This is a genomic window from Aeromicrobium panaciterrae, from assembly GCF_039537165.1.
Lineage (GTDB): Bacteria > Actinomycetota > Actinomycetes > Propionibacteriales > Nocardioidaceae > Aeromicrobium > Aeromicrobium panaciterrae.
The window spans coordinates 2,890,346-2,904,963 of record NZ_BAAAZZ010000002.1 but is presented as its reverse complement, the minus strand read 5'-3'; the positions used below and the strand labels follow the sequence as shown (position 1 = coordinate 2,904,963).

Sequence of the window (14,618 nt, the reverse complement as noted above, 5' to 3'; positions counted from 1 at the left end):
CTCAACCACCGTCGTGGTGTGCGAGCAGAGCAAGGGCAATTGCGCTCGCTAGGGGCGGCGGGACCGCATTCCCAATCTGCTTGGCTATTGAAACCTTGGTTCCACACCAGCCGAACTTTTCGTCGAAGCCTTGAATCAGGGCGGCTTCTGCGTGAGTAATGGGGCGATTTGCCGTGGGATGAAGGTAGCGCCCCTTCTCAGGCTTATAGAACTCCGTCCGGATTGTGACGCTTGGACGATCCGCATGTAGGCGACCCATGACATCGGCAGAGCCAGATGTGTGCTTGATCCAGCATGGTGCCTTCAGGTCATCCGGCAAGTCACGCCTGTCACCTCCCACCGGAATTGCCGCGTACCGCGATCTCGACAACTGTGTCGGGCGCCTGGTGACATGAATGTCCTGGAGTTTGAATGGCCCAGGGACAATGCGTCCGTTCAATACTGTTGAGCTGGTCGGCAGATCAGTTTCGGTCACAGTAGTCGGCATGTCCCTCCACGCTGAAGCGACCGATATCGGCGCACCGACGAGTCCTTCTAGACGGACGTTTGCGGACGCGCGAGGCGACCCAACGACGACGGCTCGACGTCTGTTCTGCGCGGCACCGTAGTCGGCTGCGTTGACCTTGAACACTTCAATCTTGTAGTCCTCGAGCCGCCCACCGCGCCGAAATTCAGCGGAGAATTCAAGGAACTGAGGAGCCTTGAGGAACTGGGGAACATTTTCAAGCACGAAGTATCGCGGTCTCACCTTGATCAATGCCTCGACGTAGTGCGACCACATGATGCTTCTTGGATCGTTAGGATCCTTCTTCCCGAGCTGAGAAAAGCCTTGACAAGGCGGGCCTCCAACGATGATGTCCGCTGCTGGCAAATCGCCAGCGACCCATTCGGCAATATCACCGACGTAGACGTGTTCGCCAAAGTTCTGAGCGTAGGTAGCTGCTGCATCTTCATCAAGCTCAACCGCTGCGATCGGGTCGACCCGTCCAGTCGCCGTGAAGCCGGCCGTGAGACCACCGCAACCAGCAAACAGGTCGATCATGCTGAGTTGGAGCGGCATAAGCCCGAGTCTAAGCGGAGTCTTTTCAGCTCCTGATTCGACGCGCCGGCGCATCGATTATCGATTCGATCACCTGCACTGCGGCGCTCACCTGAACGTGCTCCCAAATTCGCACAACGGTCCATCCCTGCGAGCGAAGCAGCTCGGAAGTCTCAGAGTCCCGCGCACGGTTCCGTAAGATCTTGCGTTTCCACCAATCTGCGTTCGTCTTTGGCCAAGTTGCGTGAACTGGGCATCCGTGCCAAAAGCATCCGTCGACGAAGACCGCCACCTTGGAACGCGTGAACGCGACATCTATGGATCGTCGTGGCATGCCTGGAACAGGAAAGTTCACACGATACCGATAGCCCATGCCATGAAGTGCGTGGCGCAATTCGAGCTCCGGCAGGGTGTCTCGCGACCTTTGACGAATCATTCGAGAGGAGACTGCCGGAGTGCAGCTCGTCAACGATCGACCAGCAGAAGGCCATCTCCGAATGCCGTCATCGATTCACGCCTCACAAAATCGGCTACCCCGGCTCGCAACTGCGCCTGATAGTTCGGTCGGGGCTTGTAACCCGCAACGAATCGGAGTCCCATCTCGTCCAGAACTGCCGATATATTCGCGAATTTGAACTCGACTGACCCGCGACTCCGACCGGTACTGTCGCTCACGGAGCGAATGGCTACGGCTTTTACGTAGGGCTCAGATTTCATCTCTGCGCCGAGCATTCCCATGTACGTGCTTACAACCCGCTCGATCTCCGCACCTGACCAATCAGTGCCGCCCACGGAGGGCGCACCTATAGCGGGCCTCACAAGGGACCACACGCCTGAACGGTCGCCTGCCATGCTCGTAAGCACTCCCTTGTCTCGAAGAGTCTGAGCCGCCCAGCGGACGTCATACTGCCAAGTGAAGAACAGGTTTCCGGATGCCCGCAGATCAGCTTCATGTTGCTCCCAGATCGTCCGGGACACCTCGACGAGATGGGCCGAACCTCCGAGAGCGTCCAAGGCTTCGACGACCCAGATCCGGAGACGATTCTTAGCGCTCATAGCGAAAGCCTCGCATAGGTCGGGCTTCTGAGTCCGGTCTTCACCCCATCGACATATTCACTCTGCTATCGCGGCCACCTATTGGAGTAACGACCGCCGTCCGCCACTTGAAAGGTGACAACAGCCGTCGTGCGCTTCAGCTCGTTCCGGGATTCAAAAGGAATATAGAGCCTTCGCTTCCACGGCCGATTTCCACCGGCCACCACGACCGGTGCGCTCAGAGTGAAGCTCCTCACCGGGCGACCCACGTGACCGTCGTGGTGATGCCGCCTCACATCCACTGGAAATGTCACCTCGACCTCAACGTATGTGATTGGAAGTCGGCCAGGATTGTTGACGGTTATCTCGTACACCCACATTCCGGAACCGTCCGGGTCGGGCACGCGGGGCACCACGGTCGCTCGCCACTCGACTGCGACCCCTTTTATCTCTGCCTGCCTGACAGCCAACTCTGCTCGCCTGGAGGAACGAAGCTGCCATCCAGCAAACCCCAATGCGCACACTGTTGCGATTGATCCAACCCAAGTTGCAATGTCTCCAACTGTCATTGTCGGACACTACTCGCCGGCAAACGTCCGAGCCGACAACTAGACCGGAGGGCGGCCCTGGGCCAGCCTCCGGTCTAGGTTCGGCAATGATCAGCTGCAGCCGCTGGTGCTGCCGCAGCCTTCGCAGACGTGGCAGGAGCCGGCGGGACGCATCTTGGTTCCGCAGGTCATGCAGAGCGGCGAGTCGACTGCGGAGCCGGTGATGACTTCCAGGAGCTCAGCGCTCGTGTGGGCCGTCTGGGGTGCGGGCTTCGCTGCCTCGGCGACAACTTCGGCTGCTGCCTCGGTCACCTTGGGTGCTTCTGTTGCCTCGCCTCGGCCTTCGGCCTCACGGTCGCTTCGCTCCCTGGCGGGCGAATCGTCCTCGATCAGCTCGGCGGCTGTGCTGCCAGCGCTGATGGGCTGGTGGGAGCCCGTGTCGAGGTAGCGCTGGCGCTCATCGGCCGAGTGGATGCCCAGGGCCGAGCGGGTGTCGAAGTCCAGGTAGTCGAGGGCCAGGCGACGGAACGTGTAGTCCATGATCGACTGGCTCATACGGACATCCGGGTCATCGGTCAGACCGGCCGGCTCGAACTTCATGTTGGTGAACTTCTGCACGAAGGTCTCCAGCGGCACGCCGTACTGCAGCGAGATGCTGATCGCGATCGAGAAGGCGTCCATCATGCCGGCGAGGGTCGAGCCCTGCTTGCCGAGCTTCATGAAGATCTCGCCGAGCTGACCATCCTCGTGAGCACCCGAGGTCATGTAACCCTCGGCGCCACCCACGGAGAACGACGTCGTGATCGACTGACGCGACTTGGGCATCTTGCGACGGATCGGCTTCTCGACGATGACCGTCTTGACCTCAGCCTCGGTCGAACCGGAGGACTTGGCCTCCTTGCCGTCCGAGAGCGGCTGGCCGACCTTGCAGTTGTCGCGGTAGACCGCGAGCGCCTTCAGGCCGAGCTTCCAACCCTGGAAGTAGACATCCTGGATCTCTTCGACCGTGGCCGACTCCGGCAGGTTGACCGTCTTGGAGATGGCACCCGACAGGAACGGCTGGCACGCGGCCATCATGTGCACGTGGCCCATCGGAGCGATGGAGCGCTGGCCCATGGCGGTGTCGAAGATCGAGTAGTGCTCGGTCTTGAGACCCGGCGCGTCGACGACGTGACCGTTTTCGCCGATGAACTCGACGATCGCCTCGATCGTCTCGCCGGCGTAGCCGAGCTTCTTGAGCGCTGCCGGGATCGTCTGGTTGACGATCTGCATCGAACCGCCACCGACCAGCTTCTTGAACTTGACCAGCGAGAAGTCCGGCTCGATGCCGGTCGTGTCGCAGTCCATCATGAAGCCGATCGTGCCGGTCGGCGCGAGCACCGACGCCTGGCTGTTGCGCCAACCGTTCTTCTGGCCGATCTCGAGGTTGAGCTTCCACTGCTTGGCGGCCTCACGGTGCACCGCGATGTCGATCGCGTGCAGCGTGCGGATCTCGTCGTTGGCGGCCTGGTGCTTGCGCATGACCCGCTCGTGCGCCGAGGCGTTGAGCGCGAAGCCGTCGTACGGTCCGACGACACCGGCGACCTCGGCGGAGCGACGGTAGGACGTACCGGTCATCAGCGAGGTGATCGAGGCAGCGAGAGCGCGGCCACCGTCGGAGTCGTACGCCAGGCCCGACGCCATGAGCAGCGCGCCGAGGTTGGCAAAACCGATGCCGAGCTGGCGGTAGGCACGCGTGGTGTCACCGATCGCCTCGGTCGGGAAGTCGGCGAAGCAGATCGAGATGTCCATCGCGGTGATGATGAACTCGACGGCCTTGACGAACGTCGTGGTGTCGAACGAGCCGTCGTCCTTGAGGAACTTCAGCAGGTTGAGCGAGGCGAGGTTGCAGCTCGAGTTGTCGAGGTGCATGTATTCGGAGCACGGGTTGGACGCCGTGATGCGGCCGGCCTCGGGCGAGGTGTGCCAGTCGTTGATCACGCCGTCGTACTGGATGCCGGGATCGGCGCAGGCCCACGCGGCCTGGGCGATGTCGCCCCACAGCTTGCGGGCGTCGACGGTCTCGATGACCTCACCGTTCGTACGAGCGCGCAGCCCGAACTCGGTGCCGCGCTCGACGGCCTGCATGAACTCGTCGTTGACGCGGATCGAGTTGTTGGCGTTCTGGTATTGGACCGACGTGATGTCGGCGCCGCCGAGATCCATGTCGTAGCCGGCATCGCGGAGGACGCGGATCTTGTCCTCCTCGCGCTCCTTGGTGTGGATGAACTCCTCGATGTCGGGGTGATCGACGTCGAGCACGACCATCTTGGCCGCACGACGCGTGGCGCCACCGGACTTGATGGTGCCGGCCGACGCGTCAGCGCCGCGCATGAAGGAGACGGGACCGGATGCCGTACCGCCGGAGGACTTCAGCAGCTCCTTGGAGGAACGGATGCGCGAGAGGTTGAGGCCGGCTCCCGAGCCGCCCTTGAAGATCATTCCCTCTTCGCGGTACCAGTTGAGGATCGAGTCCATCGAGTCATCCACCGCAAGGATGAAGCAGGCGGAGACCTGCTGGGGGCTCGTGGTGCCGACGTTGAACCACACCGGGCTGTTGAAGCTGAAGACCTGGTGCAGGAGCATGTGCGTCAGCTCGTGCTCGAAGATCGTCGCCTGCTGCTCGTCGGCGAAGTAGCCGTTGTCGCGGCCGGCCTGCGTGTAGGTCAGGACGACACGGTCGAGGAGCTGGCGGAGGCTCTGCTCGCGCTCCGGCGAGCCGATCGCGCCACGGAAGTACTTGGTGGTGACGATCGTGGAGGCGTTGACGCTCCAGAAGTCGGGGAACTCCACACCACGCTGCTCGAAGACGTTTTCGCCGGTCTTCCAGTTGGTCTGCACGACGTCGCGGCGTTCCCAGGTGACCTCGTCGTAGGGGTGGACGCCTTCGGTCGTGTAGACACGCTCGATCTTCAGGCCGGCGCCTTTGCTCTTGCTTGAAGTCTTGCGCGAGGACCCGGTGGGTCCGTTGACCGTCTCCGTCATGGGAATGCTCCTAAATCTGCGTGTGCGGTGGGGAGGTGTGTGGGTGTTGCTGTCTCGCAGGCCTGGCCGGCGAAATGTCTAGGTCTTGCGGCGTTGCGCGGTCTCTTCGGCGAGCTCGCCATCGGCCGTGGCCGACATGATGCTGGCGATCTCGGCGGCGAAGTCGTCTGCGGACTCGAACGCCTTGTAGACGCTCGCGAATCGCAGGTAGGCGACCTCGTCGAGGCTCTTGAGCGGTTCGAGGATGGCGAGGCCGACTTCGTGGGCCGGCACTTCAGCGCATCCCGAATCGCGGAGGGTGTCCTCGACCTGCTGGCCGAGTCGCGCCAAGTCGTCATCGGAGACCGGGCGGCCCTTGCAGGCCTTGCGGACTCCGGCGATCGCCTTGTCACGGAGGAAGGGCTCGGTGGCTCCAGAACGCTTCACGACGGTGAGCTGCATCTGCTCGATCGTGGTGAAGCGCTTGTTGCACTCAGAGCACGAACGACGCCGGCGGATGGCTCCACCTTCGTCAGCGACACGGCTGTCCAGGACCTTGGTGTCGGTGTTCTTGCAGAACGGACAATGCATCGCGTGCTCCTTTCCCATACAAAGGGCTATCCGAGTCGTGTATGCCCTCCCGGACTGGGGAGAACATTGTGGAAACCGTTGTGGATTTCCTGGTATTCGGTGTGTAACCCATCCACGCCTGTGGAACTAGATGTGGACGAACAACATCGGTGTAACTACTAGATCTAGTGCCACTGTACGCCGCAGGTGTGGACCGTGCAACACCATCCACGACGCGTGTGACACTTTTTCTGCGTGCGGACAAAGCAGCAGGTCAGGGCGCTTTCGGCCGTCGAGAACGCGGCGTGTCGCATGGTTCGAAAGAGCCATATTCGTTGCGACACGTGACGATCTGCTTGAACTTTCGTTGATCTCACTAGCGCCAGCTGGACACATTCCCTCGAACGCCAGTGGCAAACGACCATCCGGAGCTCACCATGTCCCGTCGCCCCCTTGCAGCAGTGGCAGCCACGCTGACCGCGCTGGCAACGACTCTCACGCTGACCACGGTCGCCAACGCGGCCGAGCCTGACCCGACCACGCCGTACGCATACAACACCAAGGCCGGAGGAACGTACGCCAACGCCCTCAACGGCACCGTCGTGTCCGACCTCACGTCCCAGTCCGGCATCTCCGGCGAGGTCTACCCCAACTCCAACTCCAACACGATCGCCAGCGCCAAGGTCGGCGGCCTCGCAACCGTGGACGCCGTCAAGACCGAGGTCAACGCGACCAAGGAAGGCGACGTCACCACCACGACCGCCAACGCCGAGACCGGCAAGGCCACGCTCCTCAACGGCCTGATCAAGCTCGACGCGATCAAGACGGTCACCCAGGCCAAGCGTGACGGTGTCGCCCTCAGCGGCAAGAGCAGCTCGGAGATCCTCGGCCTGATCATCAACGGCAAGAAGATCGGCGCCAACCCGAGCAACAACTTCGGCGTCAAGATCTACGGCGTCGCTGAGATCGTCCTCAACGAGCAGAAGGTCGACATCCAGGGCCCGAGCGTCACCGTCACCGGTTCGGCGCTCAAGGTCACGCTGCTCAAGGCGTACGCGGGCTCACCGGCCGGCACCACGATCGTCGTCAACCCGACGTCGGCCATCCTGGCCCCGCGTGGACCCAGCACCGGCAACCTCGGCCTCGGCGGTTATGCCCGCGGCACGTACGCGACGATCAACGCCGGTGACACCGTCACGGCCGTGACCGGTCCCACCGCGTACGTCGCCACTCCCCCGGGTGGAACGTTCGGCTACGACCTGACCAACAGCACGGCTGCGGTCAACGTCCCGATGATCCTCAGCCTGGCCGCTGTCTCCTCGACCGCGAACGGCGTCACCTCGCCGACAGCAGCCGAGATCACGCACACCAACAACATCGGCAAGGTCAACATCCTCAACGGCCTGATCAAGGCTGATGCCGTCAAGGTGTCGGCGAAGTCGGAGAAGTTCGCGAACGGTGACCGTGCCCAGACGCCGCACACCGACATCGTGGGGCTCTACATCAACGGCAAGAAGATCCTCACGCTGGACTTCAAGCCCAACACCGTGATCGAGGTTCCGGGCGTCGCCCGGATCGTGATCAACGAGCAGGCCAAGGACGCCCGCGCCAACACCGTGACCGCACTCCACGTCACGCTGCTGAAGCCGCGAAGCGGACTCAAGGTCGGCGCGGAGATCTACGTCGGCATCGCCGGGTCGATCGTCTTCTAAAAACCCCCTGCACAGACCAAGGCCAGCGGGCACCTCGGGTAACCCGCTGGCCTTGCTGTGTCTGGAGTCGCCCCACAGCGGTTGAGCGGATGGCTAGCGGCGGCGCTCGTTGCCGTGCTTGTAGTTGCCGGTCAGGCGCGCCATCAGCAGCTGTTCGTCGCCGGACTCGGCATCCTGCACGAACGTGATCGCCTTCGCGCCGCGCAGAACCGTCGCCTCACGCCCATGGTGGGAGATGACGACCTCCTTGCCACGGACGACCCACGCAAATCCGCTGGGACGCTTCACGCGTCGACGCCCAGGAACGTCAGCGCCGCGTCGGTGAGCTCGTGGGCGGCGATGCGACTGCGTGCGGCGTTGTCGTACGCCTGGCGGATCAGGTCCTTCTCGTCGACTCCCCCGTCGCCGTAGTAGCCCTCGTTGACCCAGCGCTCGTACGTCGTCGGCGTCACCTCGGGGTGGAACTGCCACGCGATCGCCCGGGTGCCCAGCGAGTCGTCGATGAAGCACTGGGTGCCGCGCCACGACGTGCCGAGCACACGAGCCGTGGGCGGCGGCGCGAACACGTCACTGTGCAGCTGCGCCCACGGTCCTTCAGGGCATAGCACGGGGTCGGTCGTGTCGATGCGCTGCCAGCCGACCTCGGCCGCGTCGGCGCGCCACGACGTACCGCCGAGCGCCCGAGCCATCAGCTGAGCGCCGTAGCAGATGCCGATCACGGGCGTGCCGTCACGCAGCGCTGCGCGTACGAACGCCGACTCCGCCTCCACGACGCCGACCCACTTGGGCTCGTGCGCCGAACGGTCGGAGCCCAGCAGCAGGATCAGGTCTGCGCCTCGCGCGTAGGCCGGCAGTGCGTCACGATCGAGCAGCACGATCTCACCGCCGCGCTGCTCGAGCCGTTCGACGACGTAGCCGCCGTCGGAGTCGACGACGTCAGCAATGACATGGATCCTCATGCGTCCATCCTCCCACCCCGTTCATCGGTGACCTGACGGTTGGCGCTCCGCTCACGCTGCTCGTTCCTCACAGCCAGGGGCCGGATGGGTGCGAACGCAGAAGACCGCGGTCAGCTGCCCCCTATTGGGGAGCTTGCGAACCTCTTCCCAGGATTCGCACGGTCGTGGGGGGACCCCCATTCCCAGCAGCTGCCGCGGACTTCTGTGTGGTGCGTCTAGTGGTAGACCGGCACCGCGATCTCCGATCCCATCTGCAGGGCGGAGGCGTTGGGGAGGGAGTTGAGGCGCAGGATGTCGTCGACGGTCGAACGGATGTCTCCGTTGGGGTTGGCGTCAGCGGCGATCTCCCAGAGGGTGTGACCCGGCAGGACCGTGACCGTGGTGGTCTGGGGTGCGACGCCGGGGGTGTCGCCCGCGAGGGACGACGAGCCGAACAGCACCACGAGAACCGCGATGATCGCGATCGAGACACCCAGGACGAACGCCTTGCCGCGGCGCGTCAGGCGCAGGGCCGGCGGGGTCGGCAGGTCGGGAACGGCGACTAGGTGGCGCGGCGGTCGTACGGCCGTGCGGCTCGGGCTGTGATCGAATGCGATGCTGCTCATGGGGTGCCTCCGTGGGGGAAGTGAGACGGTGTGTTTTGACTTGGTGCGTTCGAGCGAACCCTGCTCTTCGATGTCATTCGAGTGGTGCGAACAGGCGTTCGATCGAACACATGTACGACACTAGAGGAGGTGTCCGACAAAAGCACGCATTTGTCGAACAGAATTTCGAACAGCCCGTGTTTTCCCTGTCATCGCAGACAAAGTTTGTTCGACAGGCGGGCACGCCGCGCCCGCACTAACGTCGAGCCGTGACCACTTTTCGTCAGCACGTCGTCGCCGCATGGAAGCAGGCCTCCGCCCGACAGGCTCCCCTGCTCGCCGCCGGCGTCGCCTTCTATGCGTTCCTCTCGCTGTTTCCCGCGATGATCGCCGCGGTGACGTTGTACGGGCTCGTCGCCAGCCCGGAGACGGTGCAGAGGCAGTCGGAGGACATCGCCGACGCGCTTCCCTCGGACGCTGCGTCGGTCGTCAACGGGCAGCTCGACTCGCTCACGTCGACGTCGTCCGGCTCGCTGGGCGTGGGCCTCGTCATCGCCGTCGCGCTCGCGGTGTACGGCGCCTCGGGCGGTGTCGGCAACCTGGTCACCGCGATCAACCTGATGTTCGGACATCGCGACCGTCACAACGTCATCGAGCGGAAGGCCAAGGCCCTGGGCCTCACCCTCGCCGCGATCGTGTTCTTCGCGCTCGTCGTGACCCTGGTCGCGGTCGTGCCGGCGGTGGTCGACTCCGCCTGGCTCGGCGGCCTGCGCTGGGTGTTGCTCACCGGCGCGATCGTCGTGGCGATCGGCGTGTTGTTCCGGATCGCTCCCGACCGCCGCGGGGAGCACGGCCACCTCATCAGCAGGGGCGTCCTCGTCGCCAGCGCACTCTGGATCCTCGTGTCGGTCGGGTTCTCGGTGTACGTCGACAACTTCGGCAGCTACGGCAAGACGTACGGTGCGCTCGCCGGCGTCGTCGTGCTGCTGCTGTGGCTCTGGATCGGCCTGTACGCGCTGCTGCTCGGTGCCACCGTCGAAGCCCTCGAGGAAGGCCGGGTGAACCCCGAGCTAGAGGACGCGGCCTAGGACGAAGGCAACCGCACCGACGACGACGGCGAGCAGGATCAGACCGCTGATGAGCTCGATGTTGGGACGGTTGCCGTGTGGCACACGCTCCTCGCTGAGGTCTGCCTCGAAGTCCGGCAGGAGCAGCTGCAGGTCGACCGTCGCCGAGTCGGTCTTGCCCTCGGCCGCCAGCAGAGCCCGCGCCGCAGCCTCGACGCCGTTGAGGTCGGGCGATGTCGTCGTACCCACTCCCCTGACCTCAACGTCCCATGCAGTGCCCGACTTCGTGCCCACGACGAGATAGCTCATGACCTCAGCGTACGGCGACACGCTATCGAACAGGTGTTTGAATTGAACAGGTGTTCGGGGTTAGGCTCCCTGCATGAGCGACGATCGCACAGCCGAAGTCACCGAGCTCCCGGACGGCCCCGCCGACTCCACCGGGCTCACCGCCCGACAGCGCAAGGTGCTGGAGTTCCTGCACGAAGAGATCGCCAAGCGCGGCTATCCGCCGAGCATGCGCGAGATCGGTGCTGCGGTCGGCCTGACGAGCACCTCGTCCGTCGCACACCAGCTTCGTACGCTCGAGGGCCTCGGCTACGTCAAGCGCGACCCCAACCGTCCCCGGGCACTCGAGATCTTCCTGCCCGACGTCATGGCGGCACGCCGCTCGATGGGTTCGGCAGCCGAGGCGACGTTCGACGAGACCGGCATCGGCGACGCCATGCCGGCACCTGTCAACGTCCCGATGGTCGGTCGCATCGCCGCGGGTGGTCCGATCCTGGCGACGGAGCAGGTCGAAGAGATCTTCCCGCTGCCCAAGTCACTGGTCGGCGAGGGCACGCTGTTCATGCTCCAGGTCGTGGGCGACTCGATGATCGACGCCGCGATCTGCAACGGCGACTATGTCGTCGTACGCCAGGAGCAGACCGCCAACAACGGCGACATCGTCGCAGCGATGCTCGACGGCGAGGCCACGGTCAAGACGTTCCAGCGCAAGGACGGCCACGTGTGGTTGCTGCCGCACAACGAGGCCTACTCCCCCATCGACGGCGACCACGCCACGATCCTCGGCATCGTCACGACAGTCCTCCGCCGGGTCTAACTCACCCGCCCGCTAAGGAGCGGGCTTGCCAGGCGCTGCTGACCATGTCGGCGACCGTGTGACGCATCGCCCAGCCGAGATCACGCGCGGCCAGCTCGCCTGAAGCGACGATTCGGGCCGGATCGCCCTCACGGCGCGGGCCGACCTCGGGTTCGAACGCAATGCCGGTGGCTTCGGCGACCGCGGTCATGATCTCGCGCACGGAGACACCGTCACCGCTGCCGAGGTTGTAGACCGGCTCCAGGTCAGTGCCCGCCAGCAGCTTCTGCGCGGCGACCACGTGGGCGTCAGCGAGATCGGCGACATGGATGTAGTCGCGTACGCAGGTGCCGTCGGGTGTCGGGTAGTCGTCGCCGTTGATGCGCGGCGTACGACCCTCGAGCAGTGCCTCGATGACCAGCGGGAAGAGGTTGTGCGGGCTCGAGTCGTAGAGCTCCGGCGTCGCCGAGCCGACGACGTTGAAGTAGCGCAGCGACGTGTGGTGCAGCGGGTGCGCCTTGGCGGTCGAGCTCATCAGCCACTCGCCGATGAGCTTGGTCTCGCCGTAAGGCGACTCGGGCGCCGTGGGAGTCTGCTCCGTCACGATGTCGACGTCGGGCGTGCCGTAGACCGCGGCGCTCGACGAGAACACGATCTTGTCGACGTCGGCCTCGTGCATCGCCTGCAGGAGGCTCACGGTGCCCTGCACGTTCTGCTCGTACGTGTGGAGCGGGCGGTGCACGGAGACACCGGCGTACTTGAACCCCGCGAGGTGGACGACCGCATCGACCTCGTGCTCCACCATCGCCTTGGCGAGAATCTTGGTCTCGAGGATCGACGAGTCGACCAGGATCACGTCATCGGGGACGAACTCACGGTGACCGCTGGAGAAGTCGTCGACGACGAGGCAGTCGAGGCCGGCTGATCGAAACGCCCGCACGATGTGCGAACCGATGTAGCCGGCCCCGCCGGTGATGAGAACAGTCACGGGTGAGGCCGGCGCCGATCAGAAGTGTGCGTACAACGTGCCGACGCTGTAGCTGCCGCCACGGGTGACGCGCTTGGTCTGCACGCCGGAGTGGCTGCGGCCGAGACCGCGCCACGAGTCGGTGTTGACGATGATGCGGTAGTTGCCCGACTCGAGACCACGGATCGTGAACGAGCCGCTGCTGCTGGTGTAGGCCGAACGCTGGACGAGGATGCCCTGCGTCGAGACCGCCGTGACCATCATCTCCTTGTTGGTCTTGGAGCCGTCGCGGTCGACCTTGCCGGAGATCGTGGCGCCCTTGAGGTCGAGCAGGTTGCCGTTGATCGCGGGGTTCTCGGTGTCAATCAACTTGTAGGCGCCGGCACCTTCGGTCACGCAAACGTCGCGGTACATCCAGCCGGCGTAGCCGCCACCCGGCGAGCCGTTCTGGGCCTGGGAGCCGTAGTAGAGGCCGCCGCCGTTCTGGTAGCGAGCACCATGGTCGTAGGCGATGCCCTCAAGGCCGTCGACGTAGATCTGCCCAGGTACCGGGTTGTCGGAGGCGTCCGGGCTGTAGTACTTGCCCGAAAGATAGGAGAGCCGACTGAACGACTTCCAGATCTCGGTCTCGCGGTCGGCTTCACCGCTGAGGTAGGTCAGGTTGTTGGAGTAGTAGCTCGGGTACCAGAACGAGCAGGACTGTTGGCGGCCCGCGGAGACCCAGTACTTTCCGGGCGGCAGCTTGTCGATGCTGTAGGTGCCTGCTCTGTCGCTGCCCACCTTGACGACACCCGTGACGTCGCTCCGCTTGACGATGGGGAGATTGAGGATGCCGCCGTGCGGGACGTAGGGGCGGATGTCGAGCTTGCGGTCGGTGAAACGATCACCAAACCCGCGGAATGTCACGACGCCGTGAACGGTCTCGCCGGTGGTGAGCGTCGTGTTGACACCGGTCAGTGTGTTGCCGCCGCCAAAGCTGAGCAGTCCGGACGTGCTCGAGTCGGAGTAGTTGCGGGCCGCGAGGCAGCTGCCGTACTTGTCGGGGGCCTTCGAGTCATTCCAGGCCGGAACGGCAACGTCCGGGTCGGGGATGACGCCCACGATGTAGCGCGGATCGGACGAAGTAGTGCTGACCGGAATGAACGGGATTGAGAAGCTGCTGCCGGTGGCCGTGCCGTACTCGTCGCCGCAATAGGGCTCGTCGAGGTCCTTGCGACCGGTCTGGGTCGTCGGCATGACAGCAGGAGTACCGATGACCCGAACCTTGGCGGTCGAGGCGCCGGGACCGCTGACGCCGCCCGAGATCGTGCCGAACGTGAAGTTGTAGTGACCGTTGACGTCCTTGACCGGGCTGGCGTGGTGCTGGGTCTTGGTGGCCGAGTAGGTCGTGCCAGTCGGGCTGCCACGCCAGTACCACTCACGCGTGACACCGTTGACCTTGGCGCTGATGCTGAAGCGGTAGTCGATGGTGGCCGTGTTGTTGGTGCCAAGCGGGACGTCGAACGAGTAGGGCGTTGAACCGTTGAAGGCAATGGCCTTCGAGTCGAGCCTGGTGATCACGCCGTACTTGAATCCCCAGCGGCTGACCTTCATGTCGGTGATTCCGCCGACCGGGCCGGAAATCGTGCCGCCCACAGGCGTGGAGTACTTGCGCGGCTCAATGGTCATCGTCTTGGTGTAGGAGCCCGTGTCAGGTCCGGTCTCGGCAAACTTGATGGTGTAGGAACCGGAGTATGCCGCGTTGAGCTTCGTCCACACGTACGCCGTGGTGCCCTTGGCGACCGAGTAGTAGAGCGGCGTGCTGATGACCGTGGCGCCGTTGTACCAGCGCACGACGCCGGTGCAGGTGGCCGTGGCGGTGCACTTGACCGGGACGGCCGTGCGCAGGTCAGGGGCGGCGAACTGGGCGACCTTCGACGTCGTGACGGAGACCCCGCCGGTTGCGGCCTGGGCCGCGGGCGACGCCACGAGGAGGCCTCCTGCGAGCGCCGTGATGCACGCGAGCACGGACAGGCGGGAGAAACGTGAGGTCATGAAGGAGTTCCCCGAG

Annotated in this window: 14 protein-coding genes; 3 read left to right on the top strand and 11 right to left on the bottom strand. The window is 64.2% G+C overall.

Annotated features, from left to right (window positions below):
- Position 1: 1 nt before the first annotated feature.
- The 5 genes from ABD683_RS15175 to nrdR form a co-directional block, all read right to left on the bottom strand.
- Positions 2-1,060, bottom strand: coding sequence for a DNA cytosine methyltransferase (locus ABD683_RS15175; protein WP_344770910.1), 1,059 nt, complete (start codon positions 1,058-1,060; stop codon positions 2-4).
- Positions 1,061-1,085: 25 nt separating this feature from the next.
- Positions 1,086-1,475: a very short patch repair endonuclease gene (locus ABD683_RS15170; RefSeq protein ID WP_344770909.1), complete on the bottom strand. Its 390-nt coding sequence runs from the start codon at positions 1,473-1,475 to the stop codon at positions 1,086-1,088.
- A gap of 29 nt (positions 1,476-1,504) precedes the next feature.
- Positions 1,505-2,095 (bottom strand): hypothetical protein, encoded by a 591-nt coding sequence (locus ABD683_RS15165; RefSeq protein WP_344770908.1) that lies wholly within the window; start codon positions 2,093-2,095, stop codon positions 1,505-1,507.
- 638 nt (positions 2,096-2,733) lie between these two features.
- Entirely contained in the window at positions 2,734-5,646 is a 2,913-nt protein-coding gene (locus ABD683_RS15160) for a vitamin B12-dependent ribonucleotide reductase (RefSeq protein ID WP_344770812.1), read from the bottom strand.
- 78 nt (positions 5,647-5,724) lie between these two features.
- Positions 5,725-6,216 (bottom strand): transcriptional regulator NrdR, encoded by a 492-nt coding sequence (gene nrdR / locus ABD683_RS15155; RefSeq protein ID WP_344770811.1) that lies wholly within the window; start codon positions 6,214-6,216, stop codon positions 5,725-5,727.
- A gap of 416 nt (positions 6,217-6,632) precedes the next feature.
- On the opposite strand from nrdR, the gene ABD683_RS15150 reads away from it, so the two are divergent.
- Entirely contained in the window at positions 6,633-7,907 is a 1,275-nt protein-coding gene (locus ABD683_RS15150; protein ID WP_344770810.1) for a choice-of-anchor P family protein, read from the top strand.
- A gap of 93 nt (positions 7,908-8,000) precedes the next feature.
- Here ABD683_RS15150 and ABD683_RS15145 read toward each other — a convergent pair whose 3' ends face one another.
- From ABD683_RS15145 to ABD683_RS15135, 3 genes are all read right to left on the bottom strand, one after another.
- A complete protein-coding gene (locus ABD683_RS15145; RefSeq protein WP_344770809.1) occupies positions 8,001-8,195 on the bottom strand; it encodes a hypothetical protein in 195 nt (64 codons plus the stop codon).
- Positions 8,192-8,866 (bottom strand): type 1 glutamine amidotransferase, encoded by a 675-nt coding sequence (locus tag ABD683_RS15140; RefSeq protein ID WP_344770808.1) that lies wholly within the window; start codon positions 8,864-8,866, stop codon positions 8,192-8,194. The genes ABD683_RS15145 and ABD683_RS15140 overlap by 4 nt, the downstream gene beginning before the upstream one ends.
- Before the next feature lie 215 nt (positions 8,867-9,081).
- Positions 9,082-9,471, bottom strand: coding sequence for a LysM peptidoglycan-binding domain-containing protein (locus ABD683_RS15135; RefSeq protein ID WP_344770807.1), 390 nt, complete (start codon positions 9,469-9,471; stop codon positions 9,082-9,084).
- Between the two features lie 248 nt (positions 9,472-9,719).
- Between ABD683_RS15135 and ABD683_RS15130 the strand changes: the two genes are divergently transcribed.
- Entirely contained in the window at positions 9,720-10,538 is an 819-nt protein-coding gene (locus ABD683_RS15130; protein ID WP_344770806.1) for a YihY/virulence factor BrkB family protein, read from the top strand.
- On the opposite strand, the gene ABD683_RS15125 is transcribed toward ABD683_RS15130, so the two are convergent.
- Entirely contained in the window at positions 10,521-10,826 is a 306-nt protein-coding gene (locus ABD683_RS15125; protein WP_344770805.1) for a hypothetical protein, read from the bottom strand. The genes ABD683_RS15130 and ABD683_RS15125 overlap by 18 nt on opposite strands.
- A gap of 73 nt (positions 10,827-10,899) precedes the next feature.
- Here ABD683_RS15125 and lexA point away from each other — a divergent pair, with 73 nt between their 5' ends.
- Complete coding sequence (lexA, locus tag ABD683_RS15120) at positions 10,900-11,622, top strand: transcriptional repressor LexA (protein WP_344770804.1); 723 nt, start codon at positions 10,900-10,902, stop codon at positions 11,620-11,622.
- A gap of 1 nt (position 11,623) precedes the next feature.
- Here the strand turns inward: lexA and galE are convergent, their stop codons facing one another.
- Together galE and ABD683_RS15110 are read right to left on the bottom strand one after the other, a co-directional pair.
- A complete protein-coding gene (gene galE, locus ABD683_RS15115; protein ID WP_344770803.1) occupies positions 11,624-12,589 on the bottom strand; it encodes a UDP-glucose 4-epimerase GalE in 966 nt (321 codons plus the stop codon).
- A gap of 18 nt (positions 12,590-12,607) precedes the next feature.
- Positions 12,608-14,602 (bottom strand): hypothetical protein, encoded by a 1,995-nt coding sequence (locus ABD683_RS15110; protein WP_344770802.1) that lies wholly within the window; start codon positions 14,600-14,602, stop codon positions 12,608-12,610.
- Positions 14,603-14,618: the final 16 nt, after the last annotated feature.

Bases quoted from the DNA above. Each gene is read 5' to 3' on its own strand.
- nrdR (WP_344770811.1), bottom strand. From the start codon at position 6,216: ATGCATTGTCCGTTCTGCAAGAACACCGACACCAAGGTCCTGGACAGC.
- ABD683_RS15125 (WP_344770805.1), bottom strand. From the start codon at position 10,826: ATGAGCTATCTCGTCGTGGGCACGAAGTCGGGCACTGCATGGGACGTT.
- ABD683_RS15140 (WP_344770808.1), bottom strand. From the start codon at position 8,866: ATGAGGATCCATGTCATTGCTGACGTCGTCGACTCCGACGGCGGCTAC.
- ABD683_RS15175 (WP_344770910.1), bottom strand. From the start codon at position 1,060: ATGCCGCTCCAACTCAGCATGATCGACCTGTTTGCTGGTTGCGGTGGT.
- ABD683_RS15150 (WP_344770810.1), top strand. From the start codon at position 6,633: ATGTCCCGTCGCCCCCTTGCAGCAGTGGCAGCCACGCTGACCGCGCTG.
- ABD683_RS15110 (WP_344770802.1), bottom strand. From the start codon at position 14,602: ATGACCTCACGTTTCTCCCGCCTGTCCGTGCTCGCGTGCATCACGGCG.
- ABD683_RS15170 (WP_344770909.1), bottom strand. From the start codon at position 1,475: ATGATTCGTCAAAGGTCGCGAGACACCCTGCCGGAGCTCGAATTGCGC.
- ABD683_RS15165 (WP_344770908.1), bottom strand. From the start codon at position 2,095: ATGAGCGCTAAGAATCGTCTCCGGATCTGGGTCGTCGAAGCCTTGGAC.
- ABD683_RS15135 (WP_344770807.1), bottom strand. From the start codon at position 9,471: ATGAGCAGCATCGCATTCGATCACAGCCCGAGCCGCACGGCCGTACGA.
- lexA (WP_344770804.1), top strand. From the start codon at position 10,900: ATGAGCGACGATCGCACAGCCGAAGTCACCGAGCTCCCGGACGGCCCC.
- ABD683_RS15160 (WP_344770812.1), bottom strand. From the start codon at position 5,646: ATGACGGAGACGGTCAACGGACCCACCGGGTCCTCGCGCAAGACTTCA.